Origin of the sequence: Kitasatospora sp. NPDC127111, assembly GCF_042677465.1 — a bacterium.
In the GTDB taxonomy this organism is placed as follows: domain Bacteria; phylum Actinomycetota; class Actinomycetes; order Streptomycetales; family Streptomycetaceae; genus Kitasatospora.
This window is the reverse complement of the sequence record NZ_JBHXTG010000047.1, coordinates 37,725-60,728: the sequence shown is the minus strand read 5'-3', so window position 1 is coordinate 60,728 and position 23,004 is coordinate 37,725. Positions and strand designations below refer to the sequence as shown.

The window sequence follows — 23,004 nt, the reverse complement described above, 5'->3', positions numbered from 1 at the left end:
GCCAGTCGACGCGGCGCTGCGGGTCGCGGCCGGCGGACTCGTCGCCGGGGGGGGCCCCGGCGGTGCGTGGGGCGGCCGGCCCACGGCGCGCACCGGCCGCCCTCACCTGCCACCCGGTTTCCGGGCGGAGGGGAGGGCGGCCGGTGTCCGCGCCGTACCGCCTACAGCGCTGTCCGGTCCACAGCGCCGTACCGCCTACAGCGCGGTCCGGTCTACAGCGCCGTACGGTCTACAGCGCGGTCGGCTTGATCATGGCGAACGGGGCGCCCTGGGGGTCGGCGACCACGGACATCCGGCCGGTCCCGACGACGACCGGCGGGGCCAGTACGCTGCCGCCGGCCTTGACGAGGGCGTCCAGCGTGGACTCCAGGTCGTCGACCGCGAAGTAGGTCAGCCAGTGCGCGGGGGTGCCGGGCGGGTCGTTGGCGAGCAGGGTGACGCCGCCGACCGCCCGGCCGCCGACCCGGAGCTCCCAGTAGGAGTCGGTGCCCTTCCGCGGCTCGATCTCGATGCCGAACGCCGCGCCGTAGAACGCGGTGGCGGCGGGCACGTCCGTGGTGTGCAGCTCGTTCCAGGTGAGCGCGCCCGTCTCGTTGAGCACCTGGGCGCCGAAGAACTCGCCGGGCTGCCAGACGCCGAACACCGCGCCCTGCGGGTCGGCGGCGATCAGCATCCGGCCCAGGTCGCCGACCGCCAGGACCGGGACGAGCAGGGTCCCGCCCGCGGCGACGATCGCGTCCTGGGTGGCGTCGGCGTCGGTGCTGGCCAGGTAGCTGGTCCAGACGGTCGGCGGCTCCGGTACGCCCTCGGGGGCCATCGCCGGGCCGATGCCGGCCACCGCCCTGCCGTTGAGCTCGCAGACCGCGTACCCGCCGAACTCGGCCGGTCCCGGCCGGCCGCTCCAACCGAGCAGGTCACGGTAGAAGTCCAGCGCGGCCTGCTGGTCCTTCGCCATCAGGTCGACCCAGCACGGCATCCCGGTGGTGTACGGAGTGGTGACTTCGGGCATTCTCGCTCCCTCGGATAAGAGACTCCGGTCACCCTCTCGTCGCCGACCGGAGTCGCCCGTCCGACACGCCAGCACGAAGGAGGGAAGCCGACGCCCGCCATTCGGCTCCGGCCGTCCCCGGGCCGGAGCCGGCCGTGCACCCGGATGGCCGCGGGCGGCACCGCTCACCGCGAGGAGCGGGTCGGGTGGCCGGTCGGCCGACGGGCGGGGGCTTGGCGGAGCACCACCAGGGGGAGGACCAGCCAGCACACGCAGAACCAGGCCAGGGCCGCGCCGGCCAGCACCCAGGCCGCCGCGGAGAGCTCGGTGGCCGTGCGCAGCAGGAGCAGCAGGGCCGCGGTGATGGTGAGGGCGAGCAGGACCAGCCCGGAGGAGATGAGCCGGCCGGCGACGCGGATGAGTTCGGGCTTCATCCCGTGGCCGGACAGGAAGCGGTGGAAGGCCACCGGGGCGATGAGGGTCCCGGTGGCGAGGGCGCCGAGGAAGACGGTGGCGACGTAGAGGTGCCGGTCGAACTCGGGCAGGGTGGTGAACCGCGGCGTGAAGACGACGCTGAGCAGGAAGCCGAAGAGGATCTGCGCACCCGTCTGGCAGACGCGGACCTCCTGCAGCATCTCGTTCCACAGGCGGTCCGCCCGTTCCTCGGGGGTCTCGTCCCGGCCGGGGGCGGAGGTCTCGTCCCGGGAGGTCTCGTCCCGGCCCGGGGCGGGGGTCTCGTCGTCGGTCATGGGCCCGGCTCCTGTGGCGGGAGGGACGCCACGGTGGGGCGGCGTGGCACGGTACGGGCTCGAAGGCCGGCGGTGCTCTGCCCAGTCTGCGGGCGGCGGAGGGAGCCCGCCACCGGCCGGCGCGGGGCGGGACTCCTCCCACCCCGGACCGGCCGCGCTCGTCGGACCGGCCGCACTCGTCGAGGCCGCACTCGTCGAGGCCGCGCTCGTCGAGGCCGCACTCGTCGAGGCCGCGCTCGTCGAGGCCGCGCTCGTCGAGGCCGCGCTCGTCCGACCGGCCGGACTCCCCGGACGATCGCCGCCCGGCTACCGGTCGCGCGTGTACATCCGGATGCGGTAGCGCAGCCCGGAGGCCGAGGACCGCCAGCCGCCGTCCTCGGTGATGCTCCACCCCGGGTCGAGGGTCGGGGCGTAGGTGTCGCCCGCCACCGACAGGTCGATCTCGGTCACCGACAGCGTCACGGCGTGTTCCATGGCGGCCCGGTAGACCTGGCCGCCGCCGATCACCCAGACCTCGGCCCCGGGCTGCGCCCCGGCCGCGCTTTCGAGGGCCTCGGCCACGGAGCCGGCGCGTTCGGCGCCGTCGGCCGTCCACCCCGGGTCGCGGGTCACCACGATGTTGCGCCGGCCGGGCAGCGGGCGGAACCGCGGCGGGAGCGACTCCCACGTCCTGCGGCCCATGACCACGGGGTGCCCCAGGGTGGTCGCCTTGAAGTGCTCCAGGTCCTCGGGCAGGTGCCACGGCATCCCGCCGTCCGCGCCGATCACGCCGTCGAGGGTCTGCGCCCAGATCAGCCCGACGTTCACACCGCCACCGGTGCCTTGATCGCCGGGTGGTGCTGGTAGCCGACCACCGAGACGTCGGAGTAGGCGTAGTCGAAGAGCGAGTCGGCCTGGCGCAGCTCCAGCGTCGGGAACTCGAACGGTGCGCGCGTGAGCTGCTCGGTCACCTGGTCGACGTGGTTGTCGTAGATGTGGCAGTCGCCGCCGGTCCAGATGAACTCGCCCGGCGTGAGACCGGTCTGCTGCGCCACCATGTGCGTGAGCAGGGCGTAGCTGGCGATGTTGAACGGGACGCCGAGGAACAGGTCCGCGCTGCGCTGGTACAGCTGGCAGGACAGCCTGCCCTCGGCGACGTAGAACTGGAAGAAGGCGTGGCACGGTGCGAGTGCCATCTTGTCCAGCTCGGCCACGTTCCAGGCGGAGACGATCATCCGGCGGGAGTCCGGGTCGGCGCGCAGGGTGTCGAGGACGCCGCTGATCTGGTCGATGTGCCGGCCGTCCGGGCTCGGCCAGCTGCGCCACTGCACGCCGTACACCGGGCCGAGGTCACCGTTCGGGTCGGCCCACTCGTCCCAGATGGTGACGCCGTGCTCCTGCAGCCAGCCCACGTTCGAGTCGCCGCGCAGGAACCAGAGCAGCTCGTAGACGACGGACTTGAGGTGCACCTTCTTGGTGGTGACCAGCGGGAATCCCCGGGAGAGGTCATAGCGCAGTTGGTGCCCGAAGACACTCCGGGTACCGGTGCCCGTCCGGTCGGCCTTGGCCGTCCCGGAGGTGAGCACGAGCTTCAACAGGTCTTCGTACTGGGTGTCCGCCACACCGGCGATTGTACTGATCGCCGACGCCGCACCACCGGCCGCCCGAGACCCCGTCGGATGCCCGCGGCGCAATGGTATGCGCGTCGCAAACATGCGCTCGGCGCGCCTCGGTGGCGGGCGGGCGCGAGCCGGCCGGAGGTTTGGCCCGGCGGCTGGTGGAGCAGGCGTCCGGTAGGGCGTCGTCGCCGCCTCCGAGCGGGGCCCAGCAGGGCGGCGGCGCCCGTCGGCCCAGCAGCGCGTGCGAAGCCGCGCTCGAACGGGGACGCTGGCCGTGCGGGCCCGCAGAGCTTGACCGGCGGGGCCGGTGGTGTCGCGGGGGTAGTCGGGACGGAGGCTCCCATGGCCAGACCTGTGTGGACCGGGGTACTCAGCTTCGGGCTGGTGACGGTGCCCGTCGCCCTGTACACCGCGACGCGCTCCCACGACGTCCGCTTCCACCAGTTGCAGCGCGGCACCTCGGACCGGGTCCGCAACAAGCGGGTCAACGAGCGGACGGGCCGCGAGGTCGACTTCGGCGACATCGTGAAGGGCTACGAGGTCACCGAGGGCGAGTACGTCATCGTCGAGCCGGACGAGCTGGAACAGATCTCCCCCGGCCGCTCGAAGACGATCGACATCGGCGGGTTCGTCGACCTCGCCGAGGTCGACCCGATCTTCTTCGACAAGACCTACTACCTCGGCCCGCGCGGGAAGGAGTACGCCAAGGTCTACGCCCTCCTCGTCGAGGCCCTTGAGCACGCGAACAAGGCCGGGCTGGCGATGTTCTCGATGCGCGGCAAGGAGTACCTCACCGCGGTGCGCTCCGAGGGCGGCCTGCTGGAGCTGCACACCATGCACTTCGCCGACGAGGTCCGCGATCCCCGCACCGAGGTCGACAACCTGCCCGAGAAGGTCGACCTGTCCGAGCAGGAGGTCAAGACCGCCGAGCAGCTCATCGGCGCGCTCGCCATCGACTGGGAGCCCGAGGACTGGCACGACACGTACGAGGAACAGGTCAGGAAGCTCATCGAGGACAAGCTCGCCGGCCGCGAGATCGCCGTCTCCGCCGGCCCCGAACCCGAGGCCACCAACGTCATCGACCTCATGGACGCCCTGCGCCGCAGCCTCGACACGGCCCGCGAGGGCAAGGCGGCCGAACGGGCGAAGAAGCCCTCCGGCCGGTCGGCGCCCGCGGCCGCCGCCCGGACGCCGAAGACGACCGGCGGGAAGAAGAGCACCTCCGCCAAGACCGCGACCGCCACCAGAGCCACCGGGAAGAAGCGGGCCAGCGCCACCGGCGCGCAGCAGCTCTCCCAGCTCACCAAGGCCGAGCTCTACAAGCGCGCCACCGACCTCGACATCCCCCACCGCTCCACCATGACCCGCGACCAACTCCAGGAAGCCCTGGAACAGGCCGGACGGCCCCGCCGCGCAGCGTCCTGACCCACTGGGCCGTTGGCCCGCCGACGTTGGCCGCCGGCCACTGCGCATCGGCACCGCGTTGACCGGGTGGACCGGGTGGACAGGGTGGACCGGGTGGACCGCGCCGACCGCGAGAACGCACCGTGGAGTCCGAGACGATGGCCAGCACGCCCGACTTCGACCGGCTCGCCGACGAGCTCTACGCCCTCGCCCCCGGCGACTTCACCGCCGCCCGCAACCACCGCGCCGACCAGCTCAAGAAGAGCGACCCCCAGCTCGCCAAACGACTCCGCACACTTCACCGCCCCACCCTGGCCGCCTGGGCCGCCAACCTGCTCGCGCACCGTCACGGCGGCCTGGTCGAGCGACTGCTGGACCTCGGTCAGGCGCTGCGGGACGCCCAGGAACACCTCGCCGGCGACGAGCTCCGCGCCCTCACCGAGCAACGCCGCCAACTGGTCCGGGCGTTGACCGGACAGGCCCGGCAGGAAGCCGCCGCGGCCGGTCACCCGCTGGGAGCCGACGCCGTCGCCGACCTGGAGCGCACGCTGAGCGCCGCGCTCGCGGACCCCGATGCCGCTCACACGCTGGCCCGGGGCCGGCTGACCGCCCCGCTGGAACCGGTGCTCTGGCCCGGCGCCGCGCCCGGCGGGCCGGAGGCCGAAGCGGCCGCGGTGCCGGGGGCCGCGGGCGAGGGGAAGAGAGCCAGGCCGGGACGGCGCGGAGCGAGGCCGGAACCGAGCCGTCCGCCGTCGCCTTCCACGGTCGGTGAACCGGGCGGCGAACCGGTCGGCGAACCGGTCGGTGCGAGGAAGCGGGCCGAGAGCGCGAAGCAGCGGCAGCGGCGACAGCAGCAGCGCGAACGGGAACAGGCGCACGAGCGCGCACTGGAACGGGCCCGCCGGGCGGTGGCCGAGGCGGAGGCGGCCGCTCGCGAGGCGGCCGGACGCCGCGATGCGGCCGCGGGTGCACGCGGCGACGCCGAGTCCGCCCGGCAGCGTGCCGAGGACGAGGCCGAGCGGGCGCGGGCGGCGCTCGCCGAGGCGCGGGAACGCGACGCGCGGGCACAGGAGGAGCTCACCCGGGCCGAGGAGCAGCTCCAGGCCGCCGGGGACGCGGCGGACGTGGCCCGCGACCAGGCGGCCCGGGCGCGGCAGGCCCTCCGGGCCGCGGTCGAGCACCTGCGCGAGCTGGAGTCCGCCGGCCCCGTCGACGACGGGAACTGAACGGCCCCGCGGCCACTCCCCCGCCTTTCCCCCCGGTGAGCCGAACGGAGACGCCGTCAGCGCCCGGGCCGGCGCGCCCTGGTGGAGCCGTCCGCGAACAGTGGTGTTCACGGACGGCTCCGCCGAGGGGCGTCGGCCCGGTGGCCGGACGGGTCAGTATGGGGTCAGTAGGAGGTCAGTAGTAGTGCCGGCGTCCGCCGACTGCGTGCCCGAGGGCACCGGCGACCCACAGGATGAGACCGACGGCGACGAGAACGATGCCGATGGTCCACAGGATCCCGATGCCGGTGAGCAAACCGATGATGAGCAGAATGACTCCGAGGACGATCACGAAAGCCTCCGGTGGGTGCGGGCGGACGGGTTCGCGGAAGCCGTGTGACCTGCGGCTTTCCGGCCGGGCCCATGCGCTGCGTCTACCACGCCTTCAGCCGGCCAAACCCTCCGTTCCGCGACCGTGCGGCCCGGGGGGCGGGCACGGCGTTCGGGCTCGGTCCGCACGCGGGTCATCCGGTACCGGCCTCCGTGGGCGCCACCGGTCGGACCGGCAGGCCGCGACCCCCTGCCCGTTGGCCCAACCCCGCGTGCGCGCGCCGGGCACGGCGGCGACGCTGGCGGTGCGCCGTCCGTACCACCGGGCGGCGGGCCGGCCGTACAGCCGAGGACTGGGGAGGACACCATGGCCCGACCCGCGCGGACCGTCGTGCCCGCCGTCAGCCCGGTCGCCGGGCCGCTCGTCCTCCCCGCCGCGAGGGGGACCCGTTCTCCCGGCCGGGCGGCCAGCTCCCGGCCATACCGGCCGTGCCCGCCCCGCCGGCCGTGCCGCCCGCGTCCCGCGTCCTGTCCCGGCACCACCACCGGCACGGCACCATGACCTTCCGGCATCCGTCCGAACGCAGCCGTGCGGGGCGGGGGCGGTTCGAGCGGTCCGCCGAGGCCGCGTCCAACCTCACCAGTTCCCCGGTCTTCTACGCGGCCTGCCTGCTGCTGGTCGCCACCTTCGTGACGGTCCACATCATCGGCCTCTCCCAGGAATGGAAGATCCTGGTCGGGGACATCATGACCGCGCTCAACCTGCTGCTCCTGGCCCTGCTCAAGAACGCCGAACGCCGCGCCGAGCACGCCGTCCAGCGCAAGCTCGACGCGATCGCCGTCGCCCTCCTGCGGCAGATCGACGGAGAGGACCCCCAGCAGGCCCGCAGGGCACTCGAGGAGGCCATCGGCATGGAGGAGGAGGTCTGACCGAGCCCGCCCGGGCGCGGCCGGCCCGCCCGCCCGCCGGAGTCCGGCGAGTAGCTGGGTCAGTCGCCCCGGAGCAGGTCGTGCAGCTCGGCGGTGTCGACGATGTGGGCCCGGGACGGGAGCACCCGGTGGAGCAGGACGTCGTGGACTTCCGCGTCCGGGTCGGCGACCCCGTCGGACAGCACGTAGAGCCGGTAGTCGCGGTCGGCCGCGTCGATGACGGTGGACAGGACGGCGCCGCTGGTACTGACGCCGGAGACGACCAGCGTGGTGATGCCGCGCTCGCGCAGCTGCTGGTCGAGGTCGGTGGTGCACATGCCGCCGTGGCGGACCTTGCGCACGACGAGGTCGCCGTCCCGGGGAGCGAGGCGCTCGTGGACGGCGGCGGCAGGGTCCTCGTGGTGCATGACACGGTGTCGGGCCAGCGGGCCGAAGGACCTGTTGTCGGCCGGGATCGCGTCCCAGTCCGCCTCGGTGAAGCCGACGCGCGCGTAGGCGACGGTGCCGCCCTTGGCACGGACGTCGGCGATGGCCTCTCCCACCCGGTCGAGCAGGGCCTCGCGGTCCGCGCCTTCGGGCAGTGCGGCCAGGATCGCGGGCTGGCAGTCCATGACGAGGAGAGCGGTGTGCGCGGGGTCGAGAACTGGGGCCGTGGTCATGTGGGTGTCCTCCGTGGTGGTGGTGCGCCTGGTCGACGCGGACGTGCGGGGGCGGATCAGCGGCGGCCTGCGCGCGTCGCCGACGAGTTCGTCAGCGGGTCGCGGCGGTGCGGCGCGGCAGGGCGTGGCGGCAGCGGGTTCTGGCAGTGGGTTCTGGCAGTGGGTTGCGGCAGCGGGCTGCGGTGCGTCATGCGGGGCTCCGGGACGGTTCCGGCTCGGGCTGCGACGTCCGGTCGCGTCGCGGAAGCAGGAGCGGGGTGCCGAGGATGAGCAGCCCCGCGGCCGCGAGCGCGGTGCGCGGGCCGGTGACGTCGGCGAGCAGCCCGCCGAGTGCGGTGAGGACGGCGATGGACACCTGCTGGCCGATCGACCAGGCCGCCAACGTGCGGGCGACGAGCCGGTCGGGCGTGCGTTCGAGCCGGTAGGTGGCGAGCACCGGGGAGTGGAGGCTCATGTTGACGATGATCGCCAGCTCGACGGCCATGACGGTGACGAGGCCGACGACGCCCGGCCGGACGAAGGCCAGGCCGATCAGCCAGACGGCACGCAGGGTGCCGGCGGTCCGGAGGACCTGGTGCCGGCCGTGGCGGGCCACGACCCGGCCGGCCAGCCGGGAGCCGACGAGTCCGCCGAGGCAGGGAGCGGCGAAGGCGAGGCCGTACTGCCAGGGGGCGAAGTCGAGTTGGCGAAGCAGGAGGATCGCCAGCAGCGGCTCGGTGGCCATGATCAGACCGGAGACCAGCAGGTTGTTCAGGTAGAGCGCCCGCAACCCGGGATCGCCCGCGATGTGTCGCCAGCCGTCGAGCACCGCGCCCGCCCGGACCGGGCCCCTGCCGCTGGGTTGCGGCGCGTCCTCCCGGCCCCGGATCGCGGTGATGCCCAGCGCGGAGAGCAGGTAGCTGAGCGCGTCGGCCACCACGGTGGTCACCGGTCCGAACACGCCGATCGCCGCCCCGCCGAGCGGTGGCCCGACCGCGATGGAGCTCCAGTTCGTGGACTCGAACCGCGCGTTCGCCACGAGCAGGTCGTCCGGCCGGACGAGGGCCTTGAGGTAGGCGCCGCCGGCCGCGGTGGCCGCGATCCTGGCCGCGGCGACCACGGCCGAGATCACGAACAGCTGGACGAAGCCGAGCGTGCCGAGGGCGTAGGCGACCGGGATCGTCGCCATGGCCGCGAACCGGACCAGGTCCATCGCGATCATGACCGGCCGCTTGCGCCGGAACTCCACCCACGGCGCGAGCGGCACCGCGATCAGCGCGCCCACCGCGGGCCCCACCGCGGACAGCGCCGACACCTCGGCGGGGCCGGCCCGCAACACCAGCACGGCGATCAACGGCAGGGCCCCGAACCCCAGCGCGGACCCGTAGGCGCTCACGGCGTACGCCGACCACAACCAGCCGAACCGCCGGCCCAACGACCTCCTGCCCAGCATGCTCTGCGCGCTCCTTCTCGTCCCACCCGAACAAACCGACGTTGACCGAGGAGAGCCAAGCGGGCCGGACAATCGCAGGTCAAACAACCACCCGACGGCCCTGACACAACCATTCGTTGTTCACTAAGGTGAATCGGCATGGACCTCGAAGCCGTACGCACCTTCGCCGCCGTCGCGGAAGCGGGCCAGTTCCAGCTGGCCGCCGCCGATCTGGCGATCACCCAGCAGGCCGTCTCCAAGCGGATCGCCGCGCTGGAGCGCGACCTCGGCGTGCGGCTGTTCACCCGAACGCCCCGCGGCGCCGAACTCACCATCGACGGGCAGGCGTTCCTGCCCCACGCGCGCGAGCTGCTCCGCGTCGCCGAGCGCGCGGCCGCGTCCGTCCGCACCGGCCGCCGCCCCCTGCGCGTCGACGTGATCAACTCGCGCGGCGCGGCGTCGGGACTGATGCGCGACTTCCACCGCGCGAACCCCGACGTCGACCTGGACGTCCTGATGCTGTTCGAGATCGAGAACGCCGTCGCCGCCATCCGGTCCGGCGCGATCGACGCGTCCTTCCGCGCCGTCGCCATGCCCGGCCGGCACCTTCCCGAGGACATCGAGTCCGTCCGGGTGGTCGACGAGCCCCTCCAGCTCCTCACCGGCCCCGCCCACGCGCTGGCGGGCGCCCGGTCGGTGACGCTCGCCCAGCTCGTCGGGCACCGGATCTGGATGCCCGGCGTCGTGCCCGGCACCGAGTGGGGCGCCTACTACGACGACCTCGTCGCCGAGTTCGGCCTCACCATCGAGGCGACCGGCCCCAACTTCGGCTCCGACGCACTCCTCGACACCATCGCCGACACCCCGGCCCTGGCGACCTTCATGGGCGGGCACACCCGCCTCGTCTGGCCCGCCGACCACGGCCTGCGCCGCATCCCGGTGACCGACCCGACGCCCGTCTACCCGCACTCGCTGCTCTGGCACCGCGACAACCCCCACCCGGCGCTGGCCACCCTGCGCGCCCACCTCACCGCGACGGCGGCCGGCCACGACGCCCCCGGCACCTGGCGGCCGGGCTGGGTGCGTCCTCACTGAACGACGCCACGTCCTCCACGACCACCCGCGCCGGCTCGCGTCCGGAGCCGGCCGTCTCCCTCGCTCAGCGGGCGCGCCAGCGGACGGCTGAAGACCGCCACCCGCACTTCAACGAGCTCAGCGCCCACCTCCCGCCGCCCGCCGTCAGCCCGGACGTCGCGGCGATCCGCAGCGTCCACCGCACCCCGCCGCAGGCCTGAGCGGTCAGCGCCGCATCGGCATGGCCTGCCACCGCGTCACCACAGGAGCGTTGAGCACCACCGCAGCGCCGCCCCGGCCTCACATCCGCCGCACATGATGCCAGGGCGCACCGACACCGGCGCCACCGATATCGGCGCGGCCCGGGGGACCGCGAGGGGCGCGGTGAGCTGCGGAGGCTCGGCCTCCGGGCGACCAGGGCCGGCCGGCGGGGCGGGCGGACGACGGGCCGGGAGGGGCGCAGCAGGCGGCGGGCGGCGGGTCTGGAGGGGCGGCGGGCCGACAGGCGGGCGGCGGAAAATGAGTTGCCGGCGGGCCGTGGCCTCGACCACGATCGTCCGCATGGACTTCTGACGGCTGCCACGTAGCGACAACCGACCCGTCGCGAGATCGACCTCTGCGCCTGAGCACTCGGCCCCGAGGCGATGACTCGCGCCGCCCTCGTGTGCATCCGTCAGATGACAGGAGCCGCGGCCCTGCCTGCCAGAGCCGGCTCCTGCTGAGTCCTGAAAGCAACCATCTCCATGAATACCCACCGCAAGGCCCGTTGGGCCGTGCGTCAGTCCGCCCTGCCCGCCGTCGTCCGCCCCTGCCCGGACTGCCCCGGCACGCGGCACCGCCCCTCGGGCAAGATCCGCGTCAACGCGAGCGGCAAGCTGCTCGACGTCTGGCTGCTGCTGAGCTGTGCGACGTGCGACCGGACCTCGAAGGTGCCCGTCCACGAACGCGTCCACGTCTCGTCGCTGGAGCCCGCCCGTCTGGTGGCCTACGAGAACAACGATCCGGGAGTGGTGCGGGAGCTGACGATGAGTGCGTCACTCGCCACGAAGAACGGGTACCGCCTCGACTGGACCGGTACCTGGGCGCTGGAGACCCGCACGCCCCTCTACGCGCTCGACGACCCGACGCCCCTCGGGGTCGTGGTCGGCTTCGAACTGCCCGCGCCGGTCCGCGTCGAACGGCTGCTCATGCTCGGCCTCGGTCTCAGCCGCACCGCGGTGCGACGCATGGTCGGGGACGGGCGCATCCAGCTGCCGCCGGGGCTGGGCGCCAAGGCGCACCGGGACTTCGAGCTCACCCTCCACGACCGCGGCGCCGTCGACGCCGCGAAACACCCGGAGCTCCCCGGCGCTCCGGCCGAGGTGCGCACCGACCTGAGCCACCTCGGGTCACCCGGCACGCCGCCGCGATCCTCGCGCCCGGCGGCAGCGGGAGCGTAGCGGCGGGGCGGCGGGGCCTCCCGACAGCCTTCGAGCTGCCGGGAGGCCCCGCTCCGCGCGACACCCGCCACGGTCAGCCGGTCGGGACCGACCGAGGCGGCCCTCCCGGTTCCTTCGGCGAACCACCCGGTGCGCAGCCGCGACGTCCGCACTGGTCACCTCGTCTAGAGTGATCGACTCGCACAGGACCAGCCGATCGAACAAGGAGTGACATGCCGTCACCGAAGCTCTCCCGACGTCGTCTGATGCTCGCCGGGGCAGGCGTCGCCGCCGCCACGGCGGCGCCCGTGGCCCTGAACGGAACCGCGCAGGCGGACACCGCCGTGAACCCGGCGAACGTGCCCGACGGGGCTCCGCTGATCAAGGTGGAGAACGGGTCGACCCGGTGGGGCAGCGGCGGCATCGTCAACCAGGACACCTCGACCACGCTGCAGGGCATCGCCTTCGACTCGGTCAACGGTCACCTCTACACCCTCCAGATAGCCGGGGCGAGCCAGGTCGCCTACCTCAAGTCGGGCAGCCAGGTCGCCGTCACCGCGGCCGTCACCGGCGACGACCACGCCGCCTCCGGCGACATGTGCCTCACCAAGCACGACCTGAACGGCAACGTCCTCGGCTCCATGTACCTGCTCGGCTTCGGGCACGGCGTCTCCCTCGGCATCGAACCGGCGAGCGGCAGCACCCCTGCCTACGTCTGGACGGAGGCCAACGCGGCCAGGAGCGGCTACGGCCAGGAGATCGTGCGCTTCCCGTTCGCGGACCGGACCCTGCTGTGGACCAGCCACCCCGCCGTCCAGCGGGTGGCGTCCCCGGACCCGGCCGCGACCTCGATGACGCCCTACGTCGACGCGGCCAACGGCATCCTCCTGCTGCGCTACGTGCTCAACGGCGCCCACTGGTTCGCCGCCTACGCCCTGGCCGCGGCGCGGACGGCCGCGGTCGGCGGCACCGCCCTGCCGGCCCCGCTCGCGCGCATCCAGCAGCCGTTCCTGCCCAAGGCCGACGCCAACGGCGATCCCACGGCCGAGGAGGCGGTGTTCCAGGGTTTCGCCTCGCACGGCCGGTACGTCTACCTGCTGGACGGCGAGGCCCGGAAGAACACCGACACCTCGCAGCCGCTCTCCGCCGAGGACAAGTGGACCATCCACACCACGTCGTTCGACCTCAACGGCGTCCTGAACGACCCGGTCACCGGCTACATCAGGCGCACCCACTCGGAGGCGGACGCGGGCGCCAACCCCCGTGAGCCCGAGGGCATGGCCGTGTACACCGGCTCCCAGGGGCTGCGCCTCTGCTTCGGCATCACCAACAACTCGCCGACCGGAACGCGCCAGTTCGACCTGTACTACAAGGCCTGAGCCCGACCCGGTGGCCGCGGGAGCGCTCCCCGCGGCCACCGGCCCGCCGTCGGCGAGCTCCGCACCGTCACCGCCCGGCATGCTGGGGCGAGTTCGAGGTCCTGCTCCCGACCGTCATCGGCTTCCCGCTTCCGGCGCGTACCGTTCCCAGGTGTCGGGCCCACCGCGTGCGGCCGCGCCACCTTCGGCGTCGGCGAGGCCGCCGGGTGTCGTCGTGGCTTGGAGCGGCCGACCCCGCTGTCGCCCCGGCCGCCGCACGTCTTCCCGGTCTCGTGGGCGATGGCCGGCGCCAGGGCCCGGAGGCGGCCGACAATGGCCGCATGAAGGTCAGAGTTGTCGGCGCGGGCATCGTCGGGCTCGCCTGCGCGCTTCGCCTGCGAGAGGCCGGGCACGAGGTTTCGCTGGTTGCCGCCGATCGGCCCGAGAACACCACGTCGGCCGTGGCGGCGGCGCTGTGGTACCCCTACCGGGCGTTACCCGAGCAGGCCGTCACCCGCTGGGCCGCTCGCACGTACGACGTGCTGACCGGCATGGTGGACCGGCCGGGCACCGGGGTGAAGCTCCGGACCGGACGTGAGCTGTTCCGCCTGCCCACCGGGGACCCGTGGTGGGCGGGCGCGGTGCCGGCGCTGAAGCGGGTCCCGCCCGCCGGGCTCCCCCCGGGCCACGCGGACGGCCTGGAGTTCCCCGCCCCCGTCGTGGACATGCGGGTGCACCTCGCCTGGCTGTTCGATCGCGTGCACGCCCTGGGCGTCGACATCACCTGGGGGAGGGTCCAGCACCTGGCGGACGCGGCCGCCGACGTCGACGCCGTCGTCAACTGCACCGGACTGGGTGCCCGCGAACTCGTCCACGACCTCACCCTGACGCCGGTCCGCGGCCAGGTGGTCATCGTGGAACAGACCGGACTCGACGGGTGGACGCTCGACCAGAGCGACCCGCGGCAGCTGACCTACGTCGTTCCCCGGACCGACACGATCGTCCTCGGCGGGACCGCCGAGGAGAGCGATGAGGACCGCGCCGTCCGGCCGGCCACCGCGTCGGCCATCCTGCGGCGCTGTTCGGCCCTCGTGCCGCAGGTCGCCGGCGCCCGGATCCTCGGCCACCGCGTCGGGCTGCGCCCGGCCCGGCCGACCGTGCGGCTGGAGGCCGAGGAGCACGCCGGCCGTGGCGTCGTCGTCCACTGCTACGGCCACGGAGGGGCCGGCGTGACCCTGTCGTACGGCTGCGCCGACGATGTCGTGCGCCTGGTGTCGGAGCGCGCCTCCAGCGGGCGGTGACCGTTCCGGGGCGTGCCGGGCCGGGGCCGCGTACCGGTCGGCGGACGCTGGAACCGGCCGCGAAGTCCGTTTCGTCCGCGGAGACGTAGACGTAGGGGGCCAGGAGCAGGCGCTCGGTGCGCGGCGTCGGAGCCACGGTCGGTGCCGCTACCCACCCGACTCCGGGGCCGGCGAGCCGGTTCCGGCCGGCGAGGGCGCGGGGCCCTCGCCGGCCGGGTCCGGTCCGGGAGCCGTGATCACATGTTGATCATGTGGCCGGCCAGGCCGTGGATGGCCTCCTTGACGGCCTCGCCCAGGGTGGGGTGGGCATGGACGTTGCGGGCGACCTCGTGGACGGTGAGGTCCCACTGCTGGGCGAGGGTCAGCTCGGGGAGCAGCTCGGTGACCTCGGGGCCGATCAGGTGGGCGCCGAGCAGCTCGCCGTACTTGTCGTCGCTGATGACCTTGACGAAGCCGATCGGGTGGCCGAGCCCGTGCGCCTTGCCGTTGGCGGTGAAGGGGAACTTGGCGACCTTGACGTCGTAACCCAGCTCGCGGGCCTGCGCCTCGGTGTAGCCGAAGCTGGCGATCTGCGGCTGGCAGTAGGTGGCGCGCGGGATCATCGCGAAGTCGAGCTCCATGGTCTCGGCCCCGCCGATGGTCTCGGCGGCGATGACGCCCATCGACTCGGCCGCGTGGGCGAGCATCAGCTTGGCGGTGACGTCGCCGATGGCGAAGATGTGCTCGACGTTGGTGCGGCCGCGGCCGTCGACGGCGATGGCGCCGCGCTCGGTGAGCTTCACGCCGGTGTTCTCCAGGCCGTAGCCGTGGACGCGCGGCACGAAGCCGATGGCCTGGAGGACCTTGTCGGCCTCGAGGACCTTCTGCTGGCCGTCCGTGGTGGTCACGGTGACGCGGACGGGGGCGGCCGGGTCCTTGTCGTCGATCGAGTCGACGCGGGTCGAGGTGAGCACCTCGATGCCGAGCTTGCGGTACTGCTTGGCCAGCTCGGCGGAGACGTCGGCGTCCTCCAGCGGGACCATCCGGTCGAGGAACTCGACGATGGTGACCTTGACGCCGTAGTTGTGCAGCACGTACGCGAACTCGACGCCGATCGCGCCGGCGCCCGCGATGATGATGCTGCCGGGCAGCTCCTCGGTGAGGATCTGCTCCTCGTAGGTGACCACGCGGTCGCTGAGGCTGGTGCCGGGGAGCAGACGGGTGGTGGCGCCGGCGGCGATGACGCAGTGGTCGAAGGTGACCATCTCGAAGCCGCCGGCGGTGAGCGCGACCTGCAGGGTGCGGTCGTCGACGAAGGTGCCGCGGCCGTCGTACTCGGTGATGCCGTTCTTCTTCATCAGGTAGTGGACGCCCTTGACCCGGCCGTCGGCGACCGAGCGGCTGCGGCGGAACGCCTCGCCGAAGTCGAAGGTGACCTGGCCCTCGACCTTGATGCCGAAGGTCTTGGCCTCCTTGGTGAAGATGTGCGCCAGCTCGGCGTTGCGCAGCAGCGCCTTGGAGGGGATGCAGCCGACGTTCAGGCAGACGCCGCCCCAGTACTTGGCCTCGATGACGGCGGTGCGCAGGCCCAGCTGGGCGGCGCGGACGGCGGCGGTGTAGCCGCCGGGGCCGGCTCCGAGGACGACGACGTCGTAGTGGGTGCTGCTCATGGTGCTGACTCCTCCGAGGGTGTCACGGTGACGTGATCTCGGTGCCATGGTGTCAGGCGCCCGCGCTGTGCACCCACCGGACCCCGGAGGTCGCACCTCCGACCGGGTTGCCGGCGGGCCCGCTGGGGGCCCGCCGGCCCGTTTCGTCCCGGAAGGCGTCACGTTCCGTGGCGACGGGGAGGGCTGGGAGAGCCGGCGGAGCCGGGAGGGATCAGGCCGCGACCTCGTGGGCGTGGCCGCCCCCGAGACCGCCGCCGCTGCCGGCCTGGCCGTCGGTGTGCTGGGGCGGCACCGGGGCGTGCAGGCCGGAGAGGTCCCAGGCGTAGGTGCCCACGGAGTCGGCGATGACGTCGATGTTGACGTCGAAGGCCGCCATGTCCAGGTTGTCCACGGTGTCGCAGGCCTTGTGGTAGCACTTGTCGAAGGCGACCCCGGCGGTGCCGCCGTAGCGGGTGGCCTGGGCGGCGGACTTGATGACCTCGGCGCCGGTGTCGGTGCCGCCGGCCGGGATGCCGGCGTCGATGAACGGGCCGTAGTCGGAGCGGCCGGTGAAGTCGGTGCCCTCGTGCGGGACTCCCATCCCGTCGAGGAAGTCGGTGATGTGCCGTTCCAGCTGCGCCGAGCCGTCCGGGCCGGGGCCGGAGCCGACGTGGTCGGAGTCGTCGCCGTCGTAGACGAACTGGGCGGAGTTGGGCGAGGCGATCATGTCGAAGTTCAGGTAGAGCTTGATCTTCTTCTGCTCGGCCTCGGGGAGCGCCTTCACGTAGGCCTCGGAGCCCTTGAGGCCGAACTCCTCGGCGGACCACCAGGCGAACCTGAGCTTGTTCTTGACGGGCCGCTTGGCGACGTTCCGGGCGACCTCGAGGATGCCCGCCGAGCCGGAGCCGTTGTCGTTGATGCCCGGTCCGGCGGCCACGGAGTCCAGGTGGGCGCCGATCATCACGGTGTTGTTCTCGTCGCCGCCGCGGGTCTCGGCGATGACGTTCCAGGTCTTGCGCTTCTCCATGAAGGTGCGGAGGTCGAGGTTGACGGTGACCGGGCCGGCGGCGGCCCCGGCCGCCAGGGCCTCACCGGCGGCCTTGCCGATGCCGCCGGTCGGGATGCGGCCCGAGCCCGGCTCCCCGAGGGTTCCGTTGAGGTCGCCGTCGGTGTTGTTGTAGACGATCGCGCCGACCGCGCCGGCGTCCGCCGCGGCCGCCTGCTTGACGGCGAAGCTGCAGCCGCCGCGCTTGATCAGGGCGACCTTGCCGGTGAACGCGCCGGCCGCGTAGTCGGTGGCCTCGCACCCGGTGGTGGCGTCCACGGGGACGACCGCCAGTTCGGCGTTCAGGCCCGCCGCCGGGCCGCTCGCGGAGTAGGTCATGGCGATCACCGGCACCTGCTCGGCCTGCGGCGACACCACGGCCAGCCGCTCCGAGAGGGCCTCGAAGAACGTGTACTCGAATTCCTGCTTCGACACCTTCAGCCCGGCCCGGCGGGCCTGCTCGTAGACGTAGGCGGCCGATTCCTCGTGGCCGCGCGAGCCCGCCACCCGGGTGCCGCCGTTGCGGTCGGCGATCCGCTGCAGGACCTCCAGGGTGTCGTAGGCGTCGTCCGCACTGCTCTCCTCGACCAGCTTCGCGGCGAGCTTCTCCCCCTTGCGGGCCGGGTCCGGATCGGCCGCCGCGCTCCCGGCGCCGACCAGCAGCAGCGGGGTCACCAGGCCGGCGACCGCCAGCGCGGCGCCCGCCCCCCGGCGCACGGCGGCGGCGGACGGGAGGGGTGAGGCGGCCGGTCGACGGGTCCGAGCGTTCAAGGCGAGATCCTTCCGACGGTTCGTGGGAACCTTGATTTGACATGCTCGGCGCCACGTTGCCAACCCCGCCGCGCGAGCTGACCGGATGCGGACACCGGGCACCGCGGTGATCCTGGAGGGGTGGGGCCGTCTCATCCGGGAGTGTGACCGAATGTCCATGATGGATAAGCTCAAGCAGATGCTGAGGGGCCATGAGGACCAGGCCGAGAAGGCCGTCGACAAGGCGGGCGACGCCGTCGACGAACGGACCCAGGGCAGGTACGGCGATCATGTCGACACCGCGCAGGAGAAGGCCAAGGAGCAGTTCCGCGACCAGCCGCCCCAGTAGCGCCGCTCAGTAGCCCCGCCGGCGCGGCCCGGCCACCCCGTGGCCGGCTCCGTCGCCCCGGTTCGGGCCGGCACCCCGGTCCGGCAGGTGCCGTCGCACGTGCCGGACCGGGGTGCGCGCGGGTCAGGGCCCCTCGTCGGCCGTGCTCCCCGTGCCGCCCGTGCCATCCGTAGCGCCCGTGGCACGGTCGCCGTCCGTGGCACCGTCGACGCCCGTGCTGTCCGTGCCGTCCGTGCCGTCCGTGCCACCTGCGCCGTCCGCGCCGCCCGTGCCGTCCGCGCCGCTTTCGCCGGCCGCCCGCGCCCCGCAGCGCTCACAGGCTCCCGGGCCGGGCCGCTCGCGCAGCCGGCCGCACTCCTCGCACACCCGGTCCAGCCAGCAGGCCGGCTCGCCGCCGTCGCTCACGCCGCCCTCCGCTTCTCCGCTTCTCCGCTCCCGCCGTGCGGTCACCCGCGCCTTCGTGGCCCTCGGCCGTGCCTTCGATTGTGGCGCGGGGTGCCGCACGACAGCGAGTAGACATTGTCTACGGGGGCCTGGTAGACAGTGTCCATGAACGATCAGAAGCCGGGCCTGCGCGCCCGTCTGGTGACGGCCGGCGTCGAGCTGGTGACCGGGGAGGGCGTCCACGCGCTCACCCTGCGCGAGATCGCCCGCCAGGCCGGCGTCTCGCACGGCGCACCCCGCCGCTACTTCGCCACCCACGCCGAGCTGCTGGCGGCCATCGCCCGGCACGGCTTCGAGGAGCTGGCAGCCGCGCTGGCCACCGCCGACGGCACGGCCGCCGGCAGCCCGCGCACCCGGCTCGCCGCGCAGTGCCGCGGCTACCTCGACTACGCGGCCGCCAACCCCGGCATGTTCGACCTGATGTTCCGTCACGACATCCTCGAAGGCAGCGGAACCGGCCTGCGGCAGACCACGCTGCCGCTGTTCGAGACCTTCACCCGGCTGGTCGCCGAGGTGCGGCCGCCCTCCGGCGCCGCGCCGGCGGCCGTCGCCGCCGCCCTCTGGGCCAACCTGCACGGCCTCGCCCAACTCCGGTCCTGGGGAAGCCTCCGGCTCGCCACCGGCACCGACGACATCGGCCCGCTGCTGGACGTCGCCCTGACCGCCCACCTCGGGTCGGAGGCCCGGTGAACGTGACCGTCCGCCGGCGGCTGACGCTCGCCGGGAGCATCACGGGAGCCGGCATCGTCGCCCTGGACGGGACCGTCCTCACCGTCGCCCAGCCCCGGATGCAGCGCGACCTGCACGCCTCCTTCGCGGCGGTGCAGTGGACCAGCACCGCCTACCTGATCGCGGTGGCGAGCCTGCTCGTCTTCGCCGGGCGGCTCGGTGACCGCTACGGTCACCAACGGGTCTTCGCCATCGGCGTGTTGGGGTTCGCCGCGACCTCGGCCGGGATCGCCGCAGCACCCGGCATCGGCTGGGTCGTCGCCCTGCGCGCCCTCCAGGGCGTGGCGGGCGCGCTGCTGCAACCCGCCACCCTGGGCATGCTGCGCGCCGCGTACCCGGCCGACGAGTTGGCCATGCCGATCGCGCTGCGCACCAGCGCGATCGGGCTGGCCGCCGCGGCCGGGCCGGTGGTCGGCGGCGCGCTGACCACTCACCTCGGCTGGCGGGCCGTCTTCCTCCTGACCGTCGTGCCCGCCGCCGTGGCCGGCCTGCTCGCGCTGGTCGTCCGCCTGCCGCAGCCGCCCGGTGACCGCGCCGCCGGCCTCGACCTGCCCGGTGCGGGGCTGCTCGCGGCGGCCCTGGTGTGCCTGGTGCACACCCTGGTCGGCCTCCCGGAGCACGGCCCGACGGCGGTGACGGCGGTCGGGCTGCTCGCCGCCGGGCTGTTCGGCACCGCCTTCGTCCGGCACGAGCGGCGCACCGCCCGCCCGTTGCTGCCGCCGCGCGTGCTCGGTTCGGCCACCGTGGCGTCCGCGCTCGGCGTGCTGCTGACGGCGTCCGCGGCGATCTTCGGCACGCTGTTCCTCGGCACGTACTTCCTGCAGGACGTGCTGGCCCTGGACCCGCTCGGGAGCGGGCTCCGGGCGCTACCGCTCGCCGTGACGATGGTGCTGGCCGCTCCGGCCTCCGCCGTCCTGCTGCGCCGTCACGGCGCCCGCCGCACGGTGACGTCGGGCATGGCGCTGATCGCGGCGGGCGCGCTGCTGGCGTCCCGGTTCGACCAGTCCTCGGGGGCGCTCGCGATCGGGGGGACGTTCCTGCTGCTGGGCGCCGGGTTCGGGACGGTGATGGTCACCGCGACCGCCGTCATCGTCCGCGACGCCTCGGTCGCCGACGCCGGGGTGGCGGGAGGGCTGCAGCAGACCGCGATGAACGTCGGGCCGACGGTGGGCGTCGCCGCCGCCACCACGCTGACGGCCGGGCGGCCCCTGGCGGACGCGATGGGCCCGGCCGTGCTGGTGTTCGCGGCGACGGCGGGGGCCGGTCTGCTGCTGGCCGGACGGCTCCCGGGCCGGCCGTCGACGGTCACCACGGAGGCGGCGGCGGAGGCGTTGGCGGAGGCAGCGCCGGGGGAGCGGTAGCGGTGGCGGAGCGGTGGCGGAGCGGTGGCGGAGCGGTGGCGGAGCGGTAGCGGTGGCGGAGCGGTAGCGGTGGCGGACGTCCTGCGGGCAAGCTGCCGGGCGGCCGTCACGCCACCCGCGTGAGGACGCGCCGCTCCTCGGCGGCCTCTCCGTCCTCCGCGTCCTGCGAGTCCTCCGCGGCCTGATCGGCCACCGACCGCCGGCCGATCAGCAGCCGCATCAGCCCGAGCTGCACGACCGCCCCCACCGTCATGCCGGCCCACAGGCCGTTCACCCCGAGCGGGCCGGACAGCGCGGCACCGGCGGCGAGTTGGGCGGTGAGACCGAGCAGGACGGCCGCCACCAGCGGGCGGCCGGCGCCGGTGGCCTGGTGGACGCCGCCGAGGGCGACGACCAGCGCGTACGGGAGCAGGTAGAGGCCGGCCATCCGCAGGAACCCGACCGAGTGGGCGGCGACCGCCTGGTCCGCGGTGAACAGAGCCGTGACCGGCTGCGCCAGCGCGGCGCAGAGGACCGCGGCGCCCGCACCGAGCGCGCCGGCCAGCCGGGCGGCGTCCCGTCCGAGGGTGCGCAGCGACGCGGTGTCGCCCGCGCCGCCGAGGCGGGCGGCCTCGATGGCGGCGGCCTGCCGGACGGCGTAGAAGGCCATGGTGACGATCAGCAGGACGCGGTAGCCGACGCCGTAGCCCGCGACCGCCGGGACGCCGAAGGCGGCGACCAGGCCGAGTTGCGCGGTGCCGACGCCCATCCGGGCGGTGAAGTCGAGCCCGAACGGGGCTCCGGCGGCGAGGATCCGGCGGGCGCTCGCGCCGAGGCCGCCGGCCGGGGCGGGCAGCCGGTGGCGGCGGCGGAGCAGCAGCGTCACGGCGAGGGCGACGGCGCGCGAGAGGGTCAGGGCGAGGGCGGCACCGGTCACGCCGAGGGCGGGGAAGGGGCCGGGGCCCAGGATGAGCAGCGGGTCGAGGACGAGCAGCAGGGCGTTGGAGAGCAGGGCGATCCGCATGGGCGTGCGGGTGTCGCCGGTGCCCTTGAAGAGTTCGTCGGCGACGCGCTGGGCGAAGAAGAGTCCGAACGCGGGGAAGGCCACCGCGAAGTAGCCGGCGGCGAGCCGGGCGGCCTCGCCGTCGAGGAAGGCGCCGGCGACCTGTTCGCGGAGCAGGAGGCCGGGGACGGCGAGGGCGAGGCTGCCGACGAGGCAGAGCCGCCAGGCGGCCCGCGCGGTGCGGCCGGCCGCCGCCCGGTCGTCGGCGCCGAGGGCGTGCGAGAGCCGGACGGTGGTGCCGGAGGAGACCACCAGGACGAGGCCGAGCAGCAGGTTCTCCACGGTGCCCGCGAGGGTGACGGCGGCGACGGCCGCTCCGCCGAGCCCGGCCACCCAGAAGGTGCCGATGACCGAGGCGATCACCCCGGAGAGCAGCTCCCCGTAGACCGGTCCGGCCAGTGCGATCAGCTTCGCCCGGTGTCCTGGCATGTCGTGTCCCCCTCCACTCCGGACCGGCGCGGTGCGCCCGTCCACCTCGGGCCCCGAAGGTCTCGGCCACCCGCTTGCCTCGAATAGAGATACATCTAATCGAGGCACCTCTGCAAGAGGTACCATGGCGCGGCAATGGAGCGCGCGCCGACGGAAAGGCTTCGACTGTGCTGACCCTCGCGATCCTCGGCTTCCTGCACGACGAACCGCTGCACGGCTACGAGTTGAAGGCCCGGATCACCGGCCTGACCGGCCACGTCCGACCAGTGAGCGACGGTGCGCTCTACCCTGCGATCACCCGCCTGGAGAAGGCCGGGCTGCTGGTCCGGCGCACCGAGCCGGGCAGCGGCGCCGTGCCGCGGCAGGTGCTGGAACTGACCGCCGAGGGCCGTGCGGAGCTGGCCCGCCGGCTGGCCGACCCGGCCGAGGTGGAGATCTCCGACCAGATCCGCTTCTTCACCGTCGTGACCTTCCTCGACCGCCTCTCCGATCCGGCCGAGCAGGCCGCCGTCCTGCGGCGCCGACTGGCGTTCCTGGACGCCCCGAGCAGCTTCTTCTACGACGCCGAGGGCCGGCCGGTCACCGCCGAGCAGGAGCCGAGCCCGTTCCGGCGCGGCATGCTGCTCGTCGCGCGCGCCTCCACGGCGGCCGAACGGGCCTGGCTGACCGAGACCATCGCCGAGTTGGAGTCCGGCGGCGCGTCCTGAGCCGGCGCCGCGTCCTGCGCGGGCCGCACGTCCTGAGTCGGCGTCGCGTCCTGGGCCTGCCGCGCGTCCTGGGCCGACGGCGCGCCCTGCGCGGG

General features: G+C 74.0%; 22 protein-coding genes. 12 read left to right on the top strand and 10 right to left on the bottom strand.

The window, feature by feature from the left end; all coding sequences use genetic code 11:
* Positions 1-229: 229 nt before the first annotated feature.
* Both ACFVHB_RS25735 and ACFVHB_RS25730 read right to left on the bottom strand, forming a co-directional pair.
* On the bottom strand, positions 230-1,009 hold the full coding sequence (locus ACFVHB_RS25735; RefSeq protein WP_380326782.1) for a VOC family protein: 780 nt from the start codon (positions 1,007-1,009) through the stop codon (positions 230-232).
* A 164-nt stretch (positions 1,010-1,173) separates the two neighbouring features.
* On the bottom strand, positions 1,174-1,737 hold the full coding sequence (locus tag ACFVHB_RS25730; RefSeq protein ID WP_380326779.1) for a DUF6328 family protein: 564 nt from the start codon (positions 1,735-1,737) through the stop codon (positions 1,174-1,176).
* Between the two features lie 43 nt (positions 1,738-1,780).
* Between ACFVHB_RS25730 and ACFVHB_RS25725 the strand changes: the two genes are divergently transcribed.
* Complete coding sequence (locus ACFVHB_RS25725) at positions 1,781-2,077, top strand: hypothetical protein (protein ID WP_380326776.1); 297 nt, start codon at positions 1,781-1,783, stop codon at positions 2,075-2,077.
* Here ACFVHB_RS25725 and ACFVHB_RS25720 read toward each other — a convergent pair.
* A complete protein-coding gene (locus tag ACFVHB_RS25720) occupies positions 2,044-2,544 on the bottom strand; it encodes a dihydrofolate reductase (RefSeq protein WP_380326773.1) in 501 nt (166 codons plus the stop codon). The genes ACFVHB_RS25725 and ACFVHB_RS25720 overlap by 34 nt on opposite strands.
* Entirely contained in the window at positions 2,541-3,338 is a 798-nt protein-coding gene (locus ACFVHB_RS25715; RefSeq protein WP_380326770.1) for a thymidylate synthase, read from the bottom strand. The genes ACFVHB_RS25720 and ACFVHB_RS25715 overlap by 4 nt, the downstream gene beginning before the upstream one ends.
* A gap of 339 nt (positions 3,339-3,677) precedes the next feature.
* Between ACFVHB_RS25715 and ACFVHB_RS25710 the strand changes: the two genes are divergently transcribed.
* Together ACFVHB_RS25710 and ACFVHB_RS25705 are read left to right on the top strand one after the other, a co-directional pair.
* Entirely contained in the window at positions 3,678-4,760 is a 1,083-nt protein-coding gene (locus ACFVHB_RS25710; RefSeq protein WP_380326767.1) for a Ku protein, read from the top strand.
* A gap of 137 nt (positions 4,761-4,897) precedes the next feature.
* Positions 4,898-5,965 (top strand): hypothetical protein, encoded by a 1,068-nt coding sequence (locus ACFVHB_RS25705; RefSeq protein ID WP_380326764.1) that lies wholly within the window; start codon positions 4,898-4,900, stop codon positions 5,963-5,965.
* A 175-nt stretch (positions 5,966-6,140) separates the two neighbouring features.
* Here the strand turns inward: ACFVHB_RS25705 and ACFVHB_RS25700 are convergent, their stop codons facing one another.
* Positions 6,141-6,296, bottom strand: a complete 156-nt coding sequence (locus tag ACFVHB_RS25700) for a DUF6131 family protein (protein WP_380326761.1) — start codon at positions 6,294-6,296, stop codon at positions 6,141-6,143.
* Positions 6,297-6,763: 467 nt separating this feature from the next.
* Between ACFVHB_RS25700 and ACFVHB_RS25695 the strand changes: the two genes are divergently transcribed.
* The gene (locus ACFVHB_RS25695; RefSeq protein ID WP_380326759.1) at positions 6,764-7,204 is read left to right on the top strand and encodes a hypothetical protein; all 441 of its coding nucleotides are present in this window, start codon (positions 6,764-6,766) and stop codon (positions 7,202-7,204) included.
* A gap of 59 nt (positions 7,205-7,263) precedes the next feature.
* On the opposite strand, the gene ACFVHB_RS25690 is transcribed toward ACFVHB_RS25695, so the two are convergent.
* Complete coding sequence (locus tag ACFVHB_RS25690; RefSeq protein ID WP_380326756.1) at positions 7,264-7,863, bottom strand: cysteine hydrolase family protein; 600 nt, start codon at positions 7,861-7,863, stop codon at positions 7,264-7,266.
* Between the two features lie 187 nt (positions 7,864-8,050).
* Positions 8,051-9,295, bottom strand: coding sequence for an MFS transporter (locus ACFVHB_RS25685; RefSeq protein WP_380326753.1), 1,245 nt, complete (start codon positions 9,293-9,295; stop codon positions 8,051-8,053).
* Positions 9,296-9,433: 138 nt separating this feature from the next.
* On the opposite strand from ACFVHB_RS25685, the gene ACFVHB_RS25680 reads away from it, so the two are divergent.
* The 4 genes from ACFVHB_RS25680 to ACFVHB_RS25665 all read left to right on the top strand — a co-directional run bounded on the left by ACFVHB_RS25680 (position 9,434) and on the right by ACFVHB_RS25665 (position 14,425).
* A complete protein-coding gene (locus tag ACFVHB_RS25680) occupies positions 9,434-10,369 on the top strand; it encodes a LysR family transcriptional regulator (protein WP_380326750.1) in 936 nt (311 codons plus the stop codon).
* Between the two features lie 722 nt (positions 10,370-11,091).
* Positions 11,092-11,787 carry a DUF1062 domain-containing protein gene (locus ACFVHB_RS25675; RefSeq protein ID WP_380326747.1) on the top strand — a complete coding sequence of 232 codons (696 nt, stop codon included), beginning with the start codon at positions 11,092-11,094 and terminating at the stop codon, positions 11,785-11,787.
* A 212-nt stretch (positions 11,788-11,999) separates the two neighbouring features.
* Positions 12,000-13,145 carry a hypothetical protein gene (locus ACFVHB_RS25670; protein WP_380326744.1) on the top strand — a complete coding sequence of 382 codons (1,146 nt, stop codon included), beginning with the start codon at positions 12,000-12,002 and terminating at the stop codon, positions 13,143-13,145.
* A 320-nt stretch (positions 13,146-13,465) separates the two neighbouring features.
* A complete protein-coding gene (locus ACFVHB_RS25665) occupies positions 13,466-14,425 on the top strand; it encodes an FAD-dependent oxidoreductase (RefSeq protein ID WP_380326741.1) in 960 nt (319 codons plus the stop codon).
* A gap of 236 nt (positions 14,426-14,661) precedes the next feature.
* Here the strand turns inward: ACFVHB_RS25665 and lpdA are convergent, their stop codons facing one another.
* Together lpdA and ACFVHB_RS25655 are read right to left on the bottom strand one after the other, a co-directional pair.
* Entirely contained in the window at positions 14,662-16,074 is a 1,413-nt protein-coding gene (gene lpdA / locus ACFVHB_RS25660; protein WP_380326738.1) for a dihydrolipoyl dehydrogenase, read from the bottom strand.
* 211 nt (positions 16,075-16,285) lie between these two features.
* Entirely contained in the window at positions 16,286-17,791 is a 1,506-nt protein-coding gene (locus ACFVHB_RS25655; protein ID WP_380326810.1) for a M28 family metallopeptidase, read from the bottom strand.
* Positions 17,792-18,020: 229 nt separating this feature from the next.
* Here ACFVHB_RS25655 and ACFVHB_RS25650 point away from each other — a divergent pair, with 229 nt between their 5' ends.
* The 3 genes from ACFVHB_RS25650 to ACFVHB_RS25640 all read left to right on the top strand — a co-directional run bounded on the left by ACFVHB_RS25650 (position 18,021) and on the right by ACFVHB_RS25640 (position 20,731).
* Complete coding sequence (locus ACFVHB_RS25650; protein ID WP_380326735.1) at positions 18,021-18,197, top strand: antitoxin; 177 nt, start codon at positions 18,021-18,023, stop codon at positions 18,195-18,197.
* A gap of 549 nt (positions 18,198-18,746) precedes the next feature.
* The gene (locus ACFVHB_RS25645) at positions 18,747-19,331 is read left to right on the top strand and encodes a TetR/AcrR family transcriptional regulator (RefSeq protein ID WP_380326733.1); all 585 of its coding nucleotides are present in this window, start codon (positions 18,747-18,749) and stop codon (positions 19,329-19,331) included.
* Positions 19,332-19,333: 2 nt separating this feature from the next.
* Positions 19,334-20,731, top strand: a complete 1,398-nt coding sequence (locus ACFVHB_RS25640; RefSeq protein ID WP_380326808.1) for an MFS transporter — start codon at positions 19,334-19,336, stop codon at positions 20,729-20,731.
* A gap of 106 nt (positions 20,732-20,837) precedes the next feature.
* Here the strand turns inward: ACFVHB_RS25640 and ACFVHB_RS25635 are convergent, their stop codons facing one another.
* Positions 20,838-22,202 carry an MATE family efflux transporter gene (locus ACFVHB_RS25635; protein WP_380326730.1) on the bottom strand — a complete coding sequence of 455 codons (1,365 nt, stop codon included), beginning with the start codon at positions 22,200-22,202 and terminating at the stop codon, positions 20,838-20,840.
* A 167-nt stretch (positions 22,203-22,369) separates the two neighbouring features.
* Between ACFVHB_RS25635 and ACFVHB_RS25630 the strand changes: the two genes are divergently transcribed.
* Positions 22,370-22,909 carry a PadR family transcriptional regulator gene (locus tag ACFVHB_RS25630; protein ID WP_380326727.1) on the top strand — a complete coding sequence of 180 codons (540 nt, stop codon included), beginning with the start codon at positions 22,370-22,372 and terminating at the stop codon, positions 22,907-22,909.
* Positions 22,910-23,004 lie beyond the last annotated feature (95 nt).